The sequence below is a fragment of the Tessaracoccus luoxuelianae genome (assembly GCF_055326245.1).
Map to the genome: position 1 here is coordinate 222,431 of NZ_JBUZNO010000007.1, position 15,809 is coordinate 238,239.

A 15,809-nucleotide genomic window follows, 5' to 3' on the forward strand; every position below is an offset into this window, starting at 1 on the left:
CGACGGGGGTGAGGCAGCGATGATTGTCGAGTGGCTACTGCTCCTGGCCGTGGTTGTGCTGATCGCCGCGAACGCCATGTTCGTGGCCGCCGAATTCTCCCTGGTGGCCGTGGACCGTCCCACTGTGGCGAGGCTCGCCGAGACGGACCCGAAAGCGAAGTCGCTGCGCGAGGCACTCCGCACCATGTCGACGCAGCTCTCCGGCGCGCAGCTCGGCATCACCATCACCAGCCTGGTGGTCGGCTTCATCGCGGAGCCTTCGATCGCGACGCTGCTCCAGGTGCCGATCCGCGCCGCCGGCCTGCCTGAGGAGACGGCCTCCGTGGTGGCCTTCACCGCAGCCTTCCTCATCGCGACCATGGTCCAGATGGTGTTCGGCGAGCTGGTGCCCAAGAACTGGGCCATCGCTGAGCCTCTGAAGGTGGGGCGGGCGGTGGTGGGGTTCCAGCGTGGCTTCACCTGGGTGAGCAGGCCGCTGCTGTGGTTCCTCAACGGCACCGCCAACCACATCGTCCGCGCGCTGGGCATGGAGCCGCAGGAGGAGCTCGCCTCCGCCCGTTCCGCGCAGGAGTTGGGATCGCTCGCCGCCCGTTCCGCACAGCAGGGCCTGCTGGGCGAGGAGCTTGCGAGGCGGCTCGAACACTCCGTGGCACTCAACGAACGCACTGCTTCCGACGCCATGACCCCGCGACCCCGCGTCCGCTTCCTCGAGCTCGACGAGACCGCGTCGGACGTTCTCGATGCGGTCCGCGCCAGCGGCCACGCGCGTTTCCCGGTCATCGGCGAGAGCGTCGACGATGTCCGAGGGGTCGTGCTCTTCAAGGACGCACTGGCGATCCCCTCGGCGGACCGCGCTGGCCGCACCGTCCAGGACCTGGTCCGCCCCATCCGGGCCGTGCCCTCGACGATGCCCCTGGGCTCGGTGCTCGAGGTCCTGCGACTCGGGGTACAGATGGCGGTCGTCGTCGATGAATACGGCGGCACCGACGGCATTGTGACTCTTGAGGACGTGGTGGAGGAGATCGTCGGCGAGATCGATGACGAGCAGGACAACCCCACCCGCGCCTACCGCCAGCTGGAGGAGCGGCGTTGGTCCTTGTCTGGGCTGCTCCGGCCGGACGAAGCGAGCGAGACACTGAGCATCGAACTGCCCGAGGGACGCGAGTCCGACACCCTGGGCGGCCTCATCACAGAGCAGCTCGGCCGCTTCCCGCGGGTGGGCGATGAGGTGCTTCTCGGCGTCCGCGACGAGACCAGACCCGACGGCGATGGGCTACCGACCCCGGCGGTCGCGCGGCTGAAGGTCACCCGGCTGGATGGTTGGCGCGTCGACAGGCTCACCCTGACCGTCGAGGATGCCGAGGAGGGTGAGGGCAATGCTTGATTCCACCGCCATCCTCATCGCCATCGCGCTGCTGATCGGCAACGCTTTCTTCGTCGGGGCCGAGTTCGCGCTCATCGCCGCTCGGCGCACGCAGATCGAGCCGCGGGCCGCCGCCGGGTCGCGTTCGGCCCGGATCACGCTGCGGGCCATGGAGCGGGTCTCGCTCATGATGGCCGGCGCCCAATTGGGCATCACGATGTGCTCGCTCGGGCTCGGCGCCATCGGCGAGCCGGCCGTCGCGCATCTGCTGGAGATCCCGCTGGCCGCGATCGGCATCAGCGGCGCCGCGCTGCATACCGTGGCGTTCGTCATCGCGCTGGCCATCGTCGTGTTCCTGCACATGGTGCTGGGGGAGATGGTGCCGAAGAACATCGCCATCTCCGGCCCCGAGCGCTCCGCCCTGATCCTCGGGCCCATCCTGTACGGGATCGTGCTTGTGCTCCGTCCGCTGATCTGGCTGCTCAACTGGATCGCCAACGCGGTGCTGCGCCTGCTGAGGGTGAAACCGAGGGAGGAGATCGCGTCAGCCTTCACCGCCGACGAGGTGGCCGCCTTCATCGCGGAGTCGAGGGAGGAGGGGTTGCTCGAAGATCGCGAACACCAGCTGCTCAGCGGGGCGGTCAGCATCGGGACTGAGACCGTCGAGGCGGTGATGGTCCCGCTAGGCGACCTCGTGACGCTCCCCTCCGAGGCCACGCCGGCCCAGGTGGAGGCGGAGTTCCTGCGCACGGGATACTCGCGTTTCCCTGTCGCAGCGCAGGAGGGCCACGTCGTCGGCTACGTCCACCTCAAGGATTTCCTCGGGCTGACCGACGACGAATTCACCCGTCCCCTAGGCGAGCACGTGGTCCGGCCGCTGGCCACCATCGCGAAGGACGCCACCCTGGAGGCCACGCTCGCCGCGATGCAGGCCGGAGGCACGCACTTCGCGCTCGTCATTGACGGCGAGCAGACGGTGGGCGCGGCCATGCTGGAGGACGTCGTCGAGCGGCTGATCGGTGAGGTCAAGGACGCTGCGACGGTGGCGCGGCGGTAGGCGCCTCTGCATTCTGCTACCTAGAGAGCGGCATCTGTGCATATACGCAGATGCCGCTCTCTAGGTAGATAGTTGCAGACGCTCGAGGCCGATCAGGCGGTGATCTCCACGGTGGTGGTCAGCTCGCAGGCGGAGCTGCCGCCGACGAAGACATCGACCACGGTGGCATCCTGCACCCAGGTGCGGGTCGCGGCGCTCCAGTAGCGCAGCTGGTCGGGACCCAGCTCGAACTCGACCTCCACCGAGGCACCCGCGGGCACGTGCACGCGCTGGAAGCCTTTGAGTTCGCGGACCGGACGGGTGGAGGTGCCGTAGCGCTGGTGGATGTACAGCTGGGCCACCTCGTCGGAATCCACTTCGGAGGTGTTGGTGAGTGTCACCGCTACCCTGGCCGTCTCCCGGACCGCGACACTCGCCGGCGCCCGCAGGTCCGAGTAGCCCACCGTGGCATAGGTGAGGCCGTGCCCGAAGGGGTAGAGCGGGGTGCTCTCCTCGTCCCAGTAGCGCTTGTCCGCCTCCTCCGGCTGGAAGGTGCGGTAGTGCGAGTGCACCATCGGCACCTGGCCCACGTGTCGCGGCCAGGTGAAGGGCAGGCGGCCGGCGGGGGAGACGTCGCCGAACAGCACCCGGGCGACGGCGTCTCCGCCGCGCACACCCGGGTACCAGACCTCGACGATGGCGTCGGCGTGTCCGTCGGCCCAGCGCAGGTCGAGCGGGCGGCCCGACATGACGAGCACGACCATCGGCGTGCCGGTGGCGTGGACGCGCTGCAGGAGTTCGAGCTGGCGGCCGGGTAGATCGAGCGTGGAGACCGAGGCCTTCTCGCCGATCATGTTCTGCGGCTGGCCCACCACCACGACGGCGACCTCAGACTCGGCGGCCAGGGCGACGGCGCGCTCCAGCTCGGCGTCCTCGTCGAAGCCCTCGGGGGTGTGCGGCAGCTCGCTCGACTCGTGGGCGTCGAACATCGACGGGTAGAGCCGCGTGGCGACGGCGGTGGCCGGCGCGTACTCGACGCGCGTCCCCTCTCCGGCGCGGCGGCGGATGCCGTCGAGGAGGGTGACGGACTCGGACTCGTCGAAGTCGAAGATCCAGGGGCCGAGGATGTCGCGCGTGGAGTTGGCGAGGTCGCCGAGCACAGCGATGGAGGCGGCGGCCTTCAACGGGAGGACGCCGTCGTTCTTCAACAGGACGGCGGTGCGTTCGGCGGCGTCCTGGGCGGCGTCGCGGTGGGCGGGATCGTCGAGGATGGCGGCGGTGGTGGCCTCGTCGACGAAGGGCTGCTCGAACAGTCCTGCGGCGAACTTGGCGGTGAGGACGCGTCGGACGGCCAGATCAATGGTGGCCTCGTCGACCAGCCCGTCCGCCACGGCCTGCGGGAGGCGCGTGTAGGAGGCGTCGAACATGGCCATCTCCATGTCCAGCCCGGCGTAGACCGCGCGGGCGCCGGCGTCGGTGAGGTCGCGGGCGAAGTGCTGGGTCTCGAGCGATCGCACCGCGTTGGCGTCTGAGACGACGAAGCCGTCGAAGCCCAGTTCGTCGCGGAGCATGTCGGTGAGCAGCCAACGGTTGCCGCTCGCGGGCACGCCGTTGAGGTCCATGTAGGCGCTCATGATGTTCTTGGCGCCGGCGTCGATGGCGGCCTTGAAGGGCGGGAAGTAGACGTTGTGCAGCTCCGCGTCCGAGATGTCCGAGTCCTCGTAGTCGCGGCCGCCGCGGGCCGCGCCGTAGCCGGCGAAGTGCTTGGGCCCGGAGATGACGGACTCGGGCCCGCCGTCGCCCTGGAAACCGCGCACCTGCGCGGCCGCGATGGCCCCGCCCAGGCACGGGTCCTCGCCGGCGCCTTCGATGATGCGGCCCCAGCGGGGGTCGCGGGCGATGTCCACCATGGGCGCGAATGTCCAGTGGATGCCGACGGCGCGCGCCTCGCGGGCCGCGACCGCCTGGCCCTTCTCGGCCACCTCGGGGTCCCAGCTGGCCGCCACGGCGATCGGCACGGGGAAGGTGGTGCGGAGGCCGTGGATGACGTCGAAGCCGAAGAGGGCCGGGATGCCGTGGCGGTTGCCGGCGATGGTCCTGCGCTGCAGGCGGTTGGCCAGTGCCGCGTTGCGGACGAACAGCAGCGAGCCCACGCGTCCAGCTGCCAGCTCCCGCTCCACCGCCGCCGGGTACTCCAGGAACTGGCGTGCCGACTCGGGCAGCGAGGCCAGGTCCACCTCGGACAGGTCCGGCATGTCCGGGCGGCCGAAGTAGAAGTACTGCGTGAGCTGGCCGGCCTTCTCCTCCAGCGTGAGACGGCCGAGGAGATCCTCGACGCGGTCGGCCACGGGGAGGGAGGGGTCGCGGTAGGGGAGCGTGGTCATGTGGGTCCTTCGGGGTCGGCGTCGACGCGATCAATTCGTAGTGAACATCATAGTTCATCTGTGGTCAAGGGTTGACATTGCCAGCGGAGAGGCTGAAGCTTTCGTATATGGCAGATTTGCACGAGGGTGTGGAGGCCGGCCCGGCGCCGTCGCCGGGGGTGAAGCGCGGCCCCTACGCGAAGTCGGCGGAGAAGCGTGCCGCCATCGCCAAGGCCGCCTACGAGGTGGTGATGGAGGTGGGTCATCCGCAGCTGACGACGGCCGCAGTCGCAGCCAGGGCGGGGATGCTCGAGCGGACGATGCTCTATCACTTCCCCACCCGCGACCACCTGCTGGTGGCGGCCATCGACTACTTCGAGGGTCACCTGGCGCCCGGGAATGATCCATTGGGGTCGGATGCGGAGCGCCCCCTCGCGCCTCCCGATGAGTTCCACGACCTCATCGACAAGCTCGCCCACCGCTCGCCGAGCGAGGACAAGCGGCTCCAACTACAGGTGGCGTTGGCGTCGGCCGCGCAGGACCCGGCGCACCCGGCCCACGAGTTCTTCCAGCGCCACTACGAGCGGGTCATGGCGGAGATGATCGACCTGATGAAGGCCCGTCAGGCGGCGGGCCTGGCGCATCCGGATCGCGACCCGGTGCGGATGGCCCGCCAGTTCGTCGCCGTGTGGGACGGGCTGCAGCAGAGTTGGTTGATCCGCCGCGACTTCGACCTCACCGAGGAGATCACGGAGGCGTTCCGGGAGATCAGCGGCCAGAACGCGATGGAGGCGAGGGCGGCGGTTCAGGAGCTCCTGTCGCGAATCTGACGCGGTCTCGCTGAACCTCGGTTGAGTCTCGCCCACCCGCGGGTTGAGCAGGGCCAAGCCACTCCCCGACAGCTGGTTTAGCCACACCGAGCAGCGCAGCTGCGCAGCGTGCGTCGAAACCGACGTTGGCTTCCCAGGGGCCTGGGTCAGGTCCCGCGCCGGATGAGGGGGACCGGCCTCGCCCATGGGCGCCCTCGGCACGCCCAAACGCGGCGTGCCTTGCCCAACGCCCGACCCACCGCGACCGGTCCCCCTCATCCACCGCTCTGCGGACACCTCGCGCCCCCACCGCTGGCTGGGGCGCCGCGAAGCGGCCTCGAAGCCTGAGAAACGCAGGCTGACAAGGAACGTCTCTGAGGGGCAGGTCAGGTTCCGCGGTGGCTGAGGGGGACCGGCCTCGCCCATGGGGGCCCTCGGCACGCCCAAACGCGGCGTGCCTTGCCCAACGCCCGACCCACCGCGACCGGTCCCCCTCGCCCACCGCTACCCGGACACGTCGCCCCCCGCTGGCTGAGGCGCCGCGAAGCACCCCACCGCTGGCTGAGGCGCCGCGAAGCGGCCTCGAAGCCTAAGAAACGCGGGCTGACAAGGGACGTTTCTGAAGCTGTGAGGCGCGTCGCTGTGCTCCTCGCGCCTCACCTGCGGGAGGGATCAGTGGCCGAAGTGGTCCGAGTCCATCAGGTGGTAGTCCGAGCTTCTGAGCGCGGTCAGGGTCCGGACCTCGTCGTCGGTCAGGCGAAGATTCACCGCGGCGAAGTTCTCGCCCAGCCGCTCTCGGTTCGACGACTTCGGGATGGGGAGCAGGCCCTGCTGGATGTGCCAGGCGAGGACCGCCTGCGCGGGGGTGGCGTCGTGCGCATCGGCGACTTCCCATACGGTCGGATGCCCGATCAGCCCGGTGCCGGCGGCCAGCGGCGCCCACGACTCCGTCACGATCCTGTGCTTCTCGTGGAACGCCCGCTCGACGACGCGCTCGGTGAACGGATTGCACTGGATCTGGTTGACCTCCGGCGCGACCCCCGTGGCGTCGAGCAGCCGCTGGAGGTGCTCGGGTTTGAAGTTGGACGTCCCGATCGCCTTGGTCAGTCCGCGCTCACGCGCCTCGATCAGCCCCTCCCAGGCGCGAACGTAAAGGTCCTGATCCGGGTTGGGCCAGTGGATGAGAACCAGGTCGACGTACTCGAGGCCCAGCCGGCCGAGGTTGCCCTCCACGCCCGCGACGGCGTCGCCGTGCCACTTCTTGTTGAACTTCGTGGTGACGAACACGTCCTCCCGAGCCAGCCCGGACTCGCGGACCGCACGCCCGACGCCGACCTCGTTGCGGTAGTTCTCCGCGGTGTCGACGAGCCGGTAGCCGATCTCGAACGCGGTGAGGCACATCTCGCGCACCTCCGCGTCGTCCAGGGGCCAGGTGCCCGCGCCGATCGCCGGGATCGAGGTGCCGCCGGTCAGGGGGATCAGGGGTGCAAGCGTTGTCATGGGCCCATTCTTCCCGACCGCCGTCGAGACGGCACGAAAGTCACCCGCGGCCGGCGTCGTCACCCCTGCCGGCAGATAATTGGTCAAGGCTCATCCGTGAACTACGACAGTCAGGAGAGACATGACCACCCACGAGCATGGCAAGAAGGTTCTCCAGGACCTCCAGGCGCCCGCGAAGGAGCTGCGCTCCCGGATTCCGGAGGTGTACGCCGGTTACTCGGCGATGCACAAGGCGGTGCTCGGCCCCGGCGCGCTCGACACGAAGACCAAGGAACTCATCGCTCTCGCAATCGGCGTCACGGAGAAGTGCGACGGCTGCATCGCCAGCCACGCACGCGGAGCGGCGCGCGCCGGGGCGACCGCCGACGAGGTGGCTGAGGCTCTCGGAGTGGCCATCCTCATGCGGGGCGGCCCCGCGACGGTCTACGGCCCCCGCGCGATGGACGCCTTCCTGGAGTTCCAGGAGTAAGCGCCGCTGCGGGATCTGTAGTGGAGGCGCCCCGCCGACCGGGTGCTGACTACTGCTAGCGTCGGCGCCGTGATCACGCGCGCGCTCGGCATCGTCCTCGGGGTGGCGGCCGACGCCGCGCTCGGAGACCCCGCCCGGCACCACCCCGTCGCGTGGTTCGGGACCTTCGCGGGCCGCGTCGAGCAGTCCCTGTATGCCGACGACCGCGCCCGGGGGGCCGCGTTCACGGTGGCGACGGTGGTGCCGGTCGTCGCGGCAGGGGTCGCGGCCGAGCGCGCCACGCGCCGCCACCCGGTGGCCCACGTTGCCGCGACCGCGCTGGCCACCTGGGCCGTGCTCGGCGCCCGCAGCCTCGCCCGCGAGGGCCGGCTGATGGCCGACCGCCTCGACGACGGCGACCTCGACGGCGCCCGCGCCCGGCTCGGCCACCTCTGCGGCCGCGACCCGGCCGGCCTCGACGAGCCCGAGCTTGCCCGCGCCACCGTCGAGTCCATGGCGGAGAACACGGCCGACGCCGTGGTCGCGTCGCTGTTCTGGGGTGCCGTCGCCGGGATCCCCGGCCTCCTCGCCCATCGCGCGGTCAACACCCTCGACGCCATGGTGGGCCATCGCAACGACCGCTATGCCCGCTTCGGCACTGCCGCCGCACGGCTCGACGACGCCCTCGATTACATCCCGGCCCGCATCACCGGCGTGCTCGCCTGCGTGGCCGCGCCCGTCGTCGGCGGGTCGACGGCGGAGGCCTGGCGGGTGCTCCGCCGCGACGCGCGGAACCACCCCTCGCCCAACGGCGGCTGGTGCGAGGCGGCCTGGGCGGGCGCCCTCGGCGTGCAGCTCGGCGGCCGCAACGTGTACTTCTCCCGCGTGGAGGAGCGGGGCCTCCTCGGCGACGGCCCACGCCCCCGCGCGGCCGAGGTGCGGAAGGCGGCCAGGCTGGTGGGCGTGGTGACGGCGATGGCGACGGGACTTGCCGCAGCAGCCTCGATGAGGAGGTGCTCCCGTTGACGGCGCTCCTCGACACCCGCTGGCTCAGGTGCCGCGAAGCGGCCTCGAAGCCTCAGAAGCGTGACCTTGTGGGCGCGCGGTTGGAGCGAGTACGGAAGGGGAGTGGCGCATGACCGGGATCCTCATCGCGGGGACGTCGTCGGACGCGGGCAAGTCGCTGGTGGTGACCGGCCTCTGCCGAGCCGCGCGCCGTCGCGGGATAGACGTGGTGCCGTTCAAGGCGCAGAACATGAGCAACAACTCCATGGTGTGCGCCGACGGCGCGGAGATCGGCCGGGCGCAGTACCTGCAGGCGATCGCGGCTGGCAAGACCCCGACGTCGGCGATGAACCCGGTGCTGCTCAAGCCCGGCAGCGACCGCCGTTCCTTCGTCGTGCTTCGCGGTGAGCCTGCCGGCGCCCTGGAGGCGGGGGAGTACGCCACGGGCCGGCGGCTGCTGGCCGAGGCCGCCCACGAGGCATACCGGGAACTGGCCGCCGCGCACGAGCTGGTGATCTGCGAGGGCGCCGGATCCCCGGCGGAGATCAACCTCCGCGACGGCGACTACACCAACATGGGCCTGGCCAGGGCCTTCGACCTGCCGGTGGTGCTCGTCGGCGACATCGACCGCGGCGGCGTGCTCGCTTCCATCTACGGCACCTGGGGTCTCCTCGACGACCAGGACCGCGCCCTCCTGTCCGGCTACCTGATCAACAAGTTCCGCGGCGACCAGGCCATCCTCGACCCCGGACTCACCGAACTCACCCGACGCTGCGGGCTGCCGTCGTTCGGGGTGCTGCCGTGGCTGCAGGGCGTGTGGCTCGACGGCGAGGACGCGCTTGAGGTGGGCCGGTGGCGCGGCGACGCCCGGGCCAGCGTGCCCGCGGGGAGCGCGACGCTGCGGGTCGCCGTCGTCCGTCTGCCGCGCATCTCCAACGCCACCGACGTCGATGCGCTGGCGCAGGAACCGGGGGTCGACGTCGTGGTGACGACGGACCCCGCGGCGGTGGCAGAGGCGGATCTGGCGGTGCTGCCGGGGTCGCGGTCCACGTTGACGGACCTGGCGTGGCTACGGGAGACGGGGATCGCAGCGGCGATCGAGGCGCGCGCCGAGGCCGGGCGGCCGGTGCTGGGTGTGTGCGGCGGCTTCCAGATGCTGACGCGCACCATCACGGACCCGGTCGAGGCGGGCCACCCGGGCGCCGTCCCTGGCCTGGGCCTGCTGCCCGCGGACACGGTGTTCCATCCGGACAAGGTGCTGGGCCGGCCGTCGGGAAGCTGGCGCGGGCACGACGTCGAGGGCTACGTCATTCACCACGGCCGGGTGCGGGTCGACGACGGCCAGGAGGAGTTCCTCGAGGGCGTCCGGTCCGGCGCGGTGTGGGGGACGATGTGGCACGGGTCGCTGGAATCCGACGGTTTCCGCAGGGCCTGGCTCGCAGGGGTCGCGGCCGCCGCGGGGGTGGCCTGGGCGCCGACGGAGGCGCCCGGCTTCGCGGCGCGGCGGGAGTCGATGATCGAGACGGTCGCCGATGCCTTGGAGGCCCACGCCGATCTCGACGCCCTCCTCGGCCTGGCTCGCTGACGTTCCTCCAGATGCGATCTCGACCGCTCTAGGGGCCCGAGGACTCGACTGGAGGAACACCAGGCGCGCTGTGCCGTGGGAAGCCGCCGACCGGGGTCGGGCATCGGCGCTAGCCGACCCCAGGGCTGGGTCACCAGGCGCCTCTGACAGACTGACGCTGCGTGCAGGCGACGTCGAGGAACCCGGTGTGAGTCCGGGACGGTGCCGCCACTGTGACCCCGACGGGGGAGTCAGGAACTCGGGCCTGCGCGGCCAACCATTCGGGCGAGCGACCCCAGGAGGCCACGGCAGATGTCCGTACCCACCATTTCCCCTGTTCCTGCGCGACGACTGATCGGCGTCGGGGTCGGCCCCGGTGATCCTGAGCTGATCACGGTCAAGGCCGTGCGCGCCCTTGAGGCGGCCGACGCGATCCTCGTCCCCGCGACCGAGGAGTCCGGCGACGGGCCCGGACGGGCGGAGCGGATCGTCGGGGCGGCCTGCCTCGACGCCGCGACACGGATCGTCCGCGTCCCCTTCTCCATGGCCGACAAGTCCGGCGTCTCCCCGCGACGCAAGCAGGCGTGGCTGTCCTCCGCCCAGGCCGCCGTGGATGCGTTAAACGACGGCGCCGCGACCGTCGCGTTCGCCACCGTCGGCGACCCGAGCGTGTACTCCACGTTCTCCTACCTCGCCGCGCACGTTGTCGAGCAGCTGCCGGACGTGGAGGTCGAGGTGATCCCCGGCATCACCGCGATGCAGGCGCTGGCTGCGGCCAGCCGCACGCCGCTGGTCGAGGGGCAGGAGGTGCTCGCGCTGGTGCCGGTCACGGCCGGGCTGGACCGCCTCCGCGAGGTGCTCGCCGTGGCCGACTCCACCGTCGCCTACAAGGGCGGACGGCGCCTCCCGGAGGTCGCGGAGCTGCTGCGCGGCGAGGACCGCGACGCCGTCATGGGCGTGGACGTATCGCTGCCGAACCAGCGCCTCGTCCGCCTCTCGGACCTGGCCGACGGCGAGTCCGCCCCCTACTTCTCCACCGTCCTGGCGGCCCCCACCCGCTCGACGACGGGGGGCCGGCTGTGACCGGGAAGGTGGTCTTCGTCGGGGCAGGCCCCGGTGCGGCCGACCTCATCACCGTCCGCGGCGCCCGCGTCATCGCGGAGGCCGACATCATCATCTGGGCCTCCAGCCTGGTCCACCCCGGGATCGTCGCGGGTGCTAAGCCCGGGGCCGAGCTGGTCGACTCCGCCTCGGCTTCGCTGGAGGACATCGAGCCCCTCTACCGCCGCGCCCGCGACGAAGGCCTGCTCGTGGCTCGCGTCCACACCGGCGACCCCGCCATCTACGGTGCCACCGCCGAGCAGCGCGACCTCATCCGCTCGCTTGGCCTGGAGTTCGAGTCCGTGCCGGGCGTATCGGCGTACTCGGCCGCCGCGGCGCGGATGGAGGTGGAGCTGACGGTGCCGGAGGTCTCGCAGAGCCTCGTCCTGACGCGCCTCGAGGGCGGCCGCACCCCGATGCCGCCGCGCGAGACGGTCCGCGGGTTCGCCGCCCACGGCACCACGATGGCGCTCTACCTCTCGGCCGCCCGCAACAAGGCGCTCCAGGAGGAGCTGCTCGCCGGTGGCTACGCGCCCGAGACGCCGTGCATCGTCGGCTACCAGGTGTCCTGGCCCGACGAGCTGATGCTGCGCTGCGAGCTGAAGGACCTGTCCGAGACCATGCGCGAGCACAAGCTGTGGAAGCACACCGTCGTCCTCGTCGGGCCGGCGCTCGCCGAGGGCCCGCTCGCCACCCGCAGCCACCTCTACCACCCCGGCTTCCGGCACGAGTACCGCGCGGCCGAACCCGAGGCGCAGGCGGACCTGCGCGAACACGGCACCCGCGGCGTCCTGGAGGAGGACCGATGATCCACGTCCACGGCTATCTTGGCGAGGTCTCGCCGGCCACCCGCAGCCTCGCCGGACGGGTGGCGCTCGTCGTCGGCGGGCGGCGCCACCTCGACGCCCTCGGCGTTCCCGACGAGCGGCGCGTCATCCTCGGGGCACTCAGCCCCGCCGTCGAACGGCTGAAGGCACTGCCCGACGGCGACGACGCGCTGGTACTGGCCAGCGGTGACCCCGGATTTCACGGCATCGTCCGCCGCCTTCGCGAGGAGGGACTCGACCTCGCGGTGACGCCCGCGGTCAGCTCGGTGGCGGCCGCGTTCGCCGCCGTCGCGCTGCCCTGGGACGACGCCGTCGTGGTCTCCGCCCACGGTCGCCCCATCGACGACGCCGTGGCGGCGGCCCGGCGGCACCCCAAGGTTGCGGTGCTGACCGGGCCCGGCGCCGGGGTCCGCGAGCTGGCCGGGGCGCTCGAGGGATGGTCGCGGCGCTACGTGGTCGCGGAGAGGCTCGGGGAGCCGGATCAGCGGGTGCATGAGCTGAGCGCCGAGGAGGCCGCCGTCGCGCAGGTGGCGGAGCCGAACGTGGTGCTGATCCTCGACGACTCCGTGCCCGAGGAGCGCGACGCCGATGGTCCAGTCGTCGGGCAGGTCACCAACTCGGAGGCCGCGCGCGGGCACGCCGACGCGATCGACGCAGCCCTCGGCGCCGCCACCCGCCGGTACGACGGTCCGGCCGCCGAGGGACTGGTGCGGGCGTGGCGGGAGTGCGACCTTATCGTCTCCCACCTCGCGCTCGGCGCGACCGCCCGGATCCTGGCCCCGCTGCTCGCGGACAAGAAGTCCGACCCGGGCGTGGTGGTGGTCGACGAGGCGGGCCGGTTCGCCGTCCCGCTTGTGGGCGGACACGCAGGCGGCGCCAACGAGCTGGCCGAGCGCATCGCCGACGCGACGGGGGGCACGCCGGTGCTCACCACCGCCACCGACGCGCTCAACATCCCCGCCCTCGACACGCTCGGGTGGGCGTATCGCGGCGACGTCGCGGGCGTGACCAGGGCCATCCTCGATGGTCGCCCCGTGCGGGTGGAAAAGTCCCAGCCCTGGCCGCTGCCGCCGTTGCCCGCCAACGTGTCGCCGGACGCCGACGACGCCGTCGTGCGGATCGTCGTGACCGATGAGCTCGCGCCGGATCCGCTGGCTGAGGTGCCGCGGAGCGGCCTCGAAGCCTATGAAGCGCAACCACTCAGCGGCACGGTCGTCCTGCACCCGAAGAGTCTCGTCGTCGGGATGGGCTGCAACCGCGGCACCGACGTCGCCCACCTCCGCGACCTCCTCGAGCGCACCCTCGCCGACCAGGGCCTCGCCTTGGAGTCCGTCGCCGCGATCACCACCGTCGACCTCAAGGCCGGCGAGATCGGGCTGCTCCAGCTGGTCAAGCAGCTTGGCGTGCGGCTGATCGACTACCCGGCCGAGGAGCTGGCCGCCCAACCCGTCCCGACACCCAGCGCGATGGTGGAGGGGCACGTCGGCACGCCGTCGGTGGCCGAAGCCTCCGTCCTCGCGCACGGCGCCGAGCTGATCGTGGCCAAGCAACGCAGCACCGACGCGACGTGCGCCGTCGGCCGCATCCCAGCCCGCGGGCGGCTCAGCGTGGTGGGGCTCGGCCCCGGCGTCCGCGACCTCCTCACACCGCGCGCCAAGGAGCGCCTCCAGCAGGCCACGTTCGTCGTCGGCTACGGCCCCTACGTCAAGCAGATCCGCGACCTCATCCGCCCCGGCGTCCGCGTCATGGCCTCCAAGATGGGCACGGAGGAGGCGCGCACCTCGGCCGCGATCGAGGCCGCGCGCAACGGCGAGAACGTGGCCCTGGTGTGCGGCGGCGACCCTGCCGTCTACGCCATGGCCAGCCCCGTCCTCGAGCAGGGCACCGACGGGATCGACGTCGACATCGTGCCGGGCGTCACCGCCAGCCTGGCCGTCTCCGCGATCCTCGGCGCGCCGCTCGGCCACGACCACGCCACCATCTCCCTGTCCGACCTCCACACCCCGTGGCCCAACATCGAGCGACGGCTGCAGGGCGCCGCCGTCGGCGATTTCGTCGTCGCGCTCTACAATCCCCGGTCGCGCACCCGCACGGCCCACCTGCCCCGCGCGCTGGAGATCCTCGGCGCGCACCGCTCGCCGGAGACCCCAGTCGCCGTGGTGCAGCAGGCGTGCCGGCCTCGGCAGAAGGTGATCATGAGCACCCTGGCCGAGTTCCAGCCCGAGTGGGTGGACATGAACTCGCTGGTGGTGGTGGGATCGTCGACGACGAGGTTCGTCACCTCGGGCGGCGGGCGGCGGCTGATCGTCACCCCGCGGGACTACCAGTGGATGCCGGACACGGTGGAGGAGGTGGACGCATGAGCGTGCCGCTGATCATCGCCGCCCACGGCACCCGCGTCGGCGAGGGCGTCGCGCAGTGCGAGGAGCTGGCCGGCCTGGTCGCGGAGCGGCTGCTCGGCGTCCCGGTCACCGTCGGCTACGTCGAGCTCGCCCAGCCCACCATCACCGACGCCCTGGTCGACGCATTGGCCGACGGCGGGCGCCGCGCCGTCGTCGTGCCCCTCATGCTCGGCACCGGCGGCCACGTCCGCTCCGACATTCCGCAGTTCATCGCGGAGGCGACGGCGCGGGTGCCTGGCAGCCGCGTGGAATACGCGCGGCACCTCGGCCCGGAGCCGCGGCTGATCGAGGCCGTCGAGGCGCGGCTGGCGGAGGCCGCGGGGGAGTGGGCCCCGGGCGAGACGACGGTGGTGTTCGTGGGCCGCGGCGCGCTGGTGCCCGAGGCGAACGCCGACCACCTCCGGGTGGCGCGGCTGCTCTACGAGCGGGGCGGGTGGGCCGACGTCGAGTCCGCGTTCATCCAGGTGACCAGGCCGTCGCTGCCGGAGGCGCTGGACCGGGCCTACGCGCACGGCGCGCGTCGTCTCGTCGTGATGGGGCACTGGCTGTTCGCGGGCCGGCTCAAGGGCTGGACGCGGGAGCAGGCCGCGGAGTGGCAGGGGGCGCACCCGGACGCGGAGGTGCGGGTGGCCAACGTGATCGGGGCGTGTGCTGCGTTGGCCGACGTGGTAGCGGAGCGGTACCGGGAGACGTTGCCGGTGTCGGAGGGCGGGTCGCCGGCCTATCTGGCGGGGCTGATGCTCGGTGGGCGCGACGTGCTCGTCGTGGGCGGCGGGAAGGTGGCCGGCCGGCGGGTGTCGCGGTTGGTGGAGTCGGGCGCCCGGGTCCGGGTTGTCTCGCCGGAGATCACGGGGGCGCTGGAGGCGTTGGTCGCGGTGGGTCGCGTGACCTGGCTGGCGCGGGAGTTCGACGACGCCGACCTCGACGGCACCTGGTACGTGATGGCGGCCACGGACTCGCCGGAGGTCAACGCGAAGGTCGCGGAGGGCGCGGAGCTGAGGCACACGTTCTGCGTGCGGGCCGACGACGCCCGCGGCGGTTCGGCGTGGACGCCGGCGACGGCGGAGGTGCGGGGCGTGACGATCGGCGTGGTCGGGAACCGGGAGCCGCGACGAACGCGCGATGTCCGCGATGCGATCGTGGCGGCCCTCTCGGATCCGCCGCAGTCGACTCACGGCGGATGACCGGCTTTCGTGCCGGCGTGTTGCCCGAATGGGCCAGGGCTGGTTCCACGCTCATGCCGACGGGCGTGACCTCACTGTCATGCCGAGAAGCGAGCTTTCGCGCGACGCTCACGGACCCTTGTCTAGCCTTGCCCCATGCAGATCCTGGGAGATAGGACCCGACAATTGCCGGCGCCGCCGCACGTCGTGTTCACCTCCCTGACACAC

At 71.8% G+C, this 15,809-nt stretch carries 10 protein-coding genes, 2 pseudogenes and 1 riboswitch; of the genes and pseudogenes, 10 read left to right on the forward strand and 2 right to left on the reverse strand.

The window, feature by feature from the left end; all coding sequences use genetic code 11:
• The first annotated feature begins 19 nt into the window (after nucleotides 1-19).
• Together ACZK39_RS12290 and ACZK39_RS12295 are read left to right on the forward strand one after the other, a co-directional pair.
• The gene (locus ACZK39_RS12290; RefSeq protein WP_463613464.1) at nucleotides 20-1,384 is read left to right on the forward strand and encodes a hemolysin family protein; all 1,365 of its coding nucleotides are present in this window, start codon (nucleotides 20-22) and stop codon (nucleotides 1,382-1,384) included.
• Nucleotides 1,377-2,420: a hemolysin family protein gene (locus tag ACZK39_RS12295; protein ID WP_463613465.1), complete on the forward strand. Its 1,044-nt coding sequence runs from the start codon at nucleotides 1,377-1,379 to the stop codon at nucleotides 2,418-2,420. Before ACZK39_RS12290 ends, ACZK39_RS12295 begins: the two co-directional genes overlap by 8 nt.
• Before the next feature lie 92 nt (nucleotides 2,421-2,512).
• On the opposite strand, the gene ACZK39_RS12300 is transcribed toward ACZK39_RS12295, so the two are convergent.
• Nucleotides 2,513-4,783 carry a glycoside hydrolase family 3 N-terminal domain-containing protein gene (locus ACZK39_RS12300; protein WP_463613466.1) on the reverse strand — a complete coding sequence of 757 codons (2,271 nt, stop codon included), beginning with the start codon at nucleotides 4,781-4,783 and terminating at the stop codon, nucleotides 2,513-2,515.
• A 107-nt stretch (nucleotides 4,784-4,890) separates the two neighbouring features.
• Between ACZK39_RS12300 and ACZK39_RS12305 the strand changes: the two genes are divergently transcribed.
• The gene (locus ACZK39_RS12305; RefSeq protein ID WP_463613467.1) at nucleotides 4,891-5,592 is read left to right on the forward strand and encodes a TetR/AcrR family transcriptional regulator; all 702 of its coding nucleotides are present in this window, start codon (nucleotides 4,891-4,893) and stop codon (nucleotides 5,590-5,592) included.
• Nucleotides 5,593-6,243: 651 nt separating this feature from the next.
• Here the strand turns inward: ACZK39_RS12305 and ACZK39_RS12310 are convergent.
• The gene (locus ACZK39_RS12310) at nucleotides 6,244-7,071 is read right to left on the reverse strand and encodes an aldo/keto reductase (RefSeq protein WP_463613468.1); all 828 of its coding nucleotides are present in this window, start codon (nucleotides 7,069-7,071) and stop codon (nucleotides 6,244-6,246) included.
• 121 nt (nucleotides 7,072-7,192) lie between these two features.
• On the opposite strand from ACZK39_RS12310, the gene ACZK39_RS12315 reads away from it, so the two are divergent.
• From ACZK39_RS12315 to ACZK39_RS12345, 7 genes and pseudogenes are all read left to right on the forward strand, one after another.
• Nucleotides 7,193-7,540, forward strand: coding sequence for a carboxymuconolactone decarboxylase family protein (locus tag ACZK39_RS12315; RefSeq protein WP_459055149.1), 348 nt, complete (start codon nucleotides 7,193-7,195; stop codon nucleotides 7,538-7,540).
• Nucleotides 7,541-7,609: 69 nt separating this feature from the next.
• Nucleotides 7,610-8,545, forward strand: coding sequence for a cobalamin biosynthesis protein (locus tag ACZK39_RS12320; protein WP_463613469.1), 936 nt, complete (start codon nucleotides 7,610-7,612; stop codon nucleotides 8,543-8,545).
• A 109-nt stretch (nucleotides 8,546-8,654) separates the two neighbouring features.
• Entirely contained in the window at nucleotides 8,655-10,109 is a 1,455-nt protein-coding gene (locus ACZK39_RS12325; protein WP_463613470.1) for a cobyric acid synthase, read from the forward strand.
• Nucleotides 10,110-10,284: 175 nt separating this feature from the next.
• Nucleotides 10,285-10,349, forward strand: a riboswitch (cobalamin riboswitch).
• A 51-nt stretch (nucleotides 10,350-10,400) separates the two neighbouring features.
• A pseudogene (cobI, locus tag ACZK39_RS12330) lies at nucleotides 10,401-11,075 on the forward strand (precorrin-2 C(20)-methyltransferase); the annotation flags it as partial.
• A gap of 61 nt (nucleotides 11,076-11,136) precedes the next feature.
• A pseudogene (gene cobM / locus ACZK39_RS12335) lies at nucleotides 11,137-11,998 on the forward strand (precorrin-4 C(11)-methyltransferase); the annotation flags it as partial.
• A complete protein-coding gene (cobJ, locus tag ACZK39_RS12340; RefSeq protein ID WP_463613471.1) occupies nucleotides 11,995-14,379 on the forward strand; it encodes a precorrin-3B C(17)-methyltransferase in 2,385 nt (794 codons plus the stop codon). The pseudogene cobM and the gene cobJ, both read left to right, overlap by 4 nt.
• Nucleotides 14,376-15,602, forward strand: a complete 1,227-nt coding sequence (locus ACZK39_RS12345; protein WP_463613472.1) for a siroheme synthase domain-containing protein — start codon at nucleotides 14,376-14,378, stop codon at nucleotides 15,600-15,602. Before cobJ ends, ACZK39_RS12345 begins: the two co-directional genes overlap by 4 nt.
• Nucleotides 15,603-15,809 lie beyond the last annotated feature (207 nt).

Coding starts and splice junctions, on each gene's coding strand:
- ACZK39_RS12290 (WP_463613464.1), top strand. CDS start 20: ATGATTGTCGAGTGGCTACTGCTCCTGGCCGTGGTTGTGCTGATCGCC.
- ACZK39_RS12295 (WP_463613465.1), top strand. CDS start 1,377: ATGCTTGATTCCACCGCCATCCTCATCGCCATCGCGCTGCTGATCGGC.
- ACZK39_RS12300 (WP_463613466.1), bottom strand. CDS start 4,783: ATGACCACGCTCCCCTACCGCGACCCCTCCCTCCCCGTGGCCGACCGC.
- ACZK39_RS12305 (WP_463613467.1), top strand. CDS start 4,891: ATGGCAGATTTGCACGAGGGTGTGGAGGCCGGCCCGGCGCCGTCGCCG.
- ACZK39_RS12310 (WP_463613468.1), bottom strand. CDS start 7,071: ATGACAACGCTTGCACCCCTGATCCCCCTGACCGGCGGCACCTCGATC.
- ACZK39_RS12315 (WP_459055149.1), top strand. CDS start 7,193: ATGACCACCCACGAGCATGGCAAGAAGGTTCTCCAGGACCTCCAGGCG.
- ACZK39_RS12325 (WP_463613470.1), top strand. CDS start 8,655: ATGACCGGGATCCTCATCGCGGGGACGTCGTCGGACGCGGGCAAGTCG.
- cobJ (WP_463613471.1), top strand. CDS start 11,995: ATGATCCACGTCCACGGCTATCTTGGCGAGGTCTCGCCGGCCACCCGC.
- ACZK39_RS12345 (WP_463613472.1), top strand. CDS start 14,376: ATGAGCGTGCCGCTGATCATCGCCGCCCACGGCACCCGCGTCGGCGAG.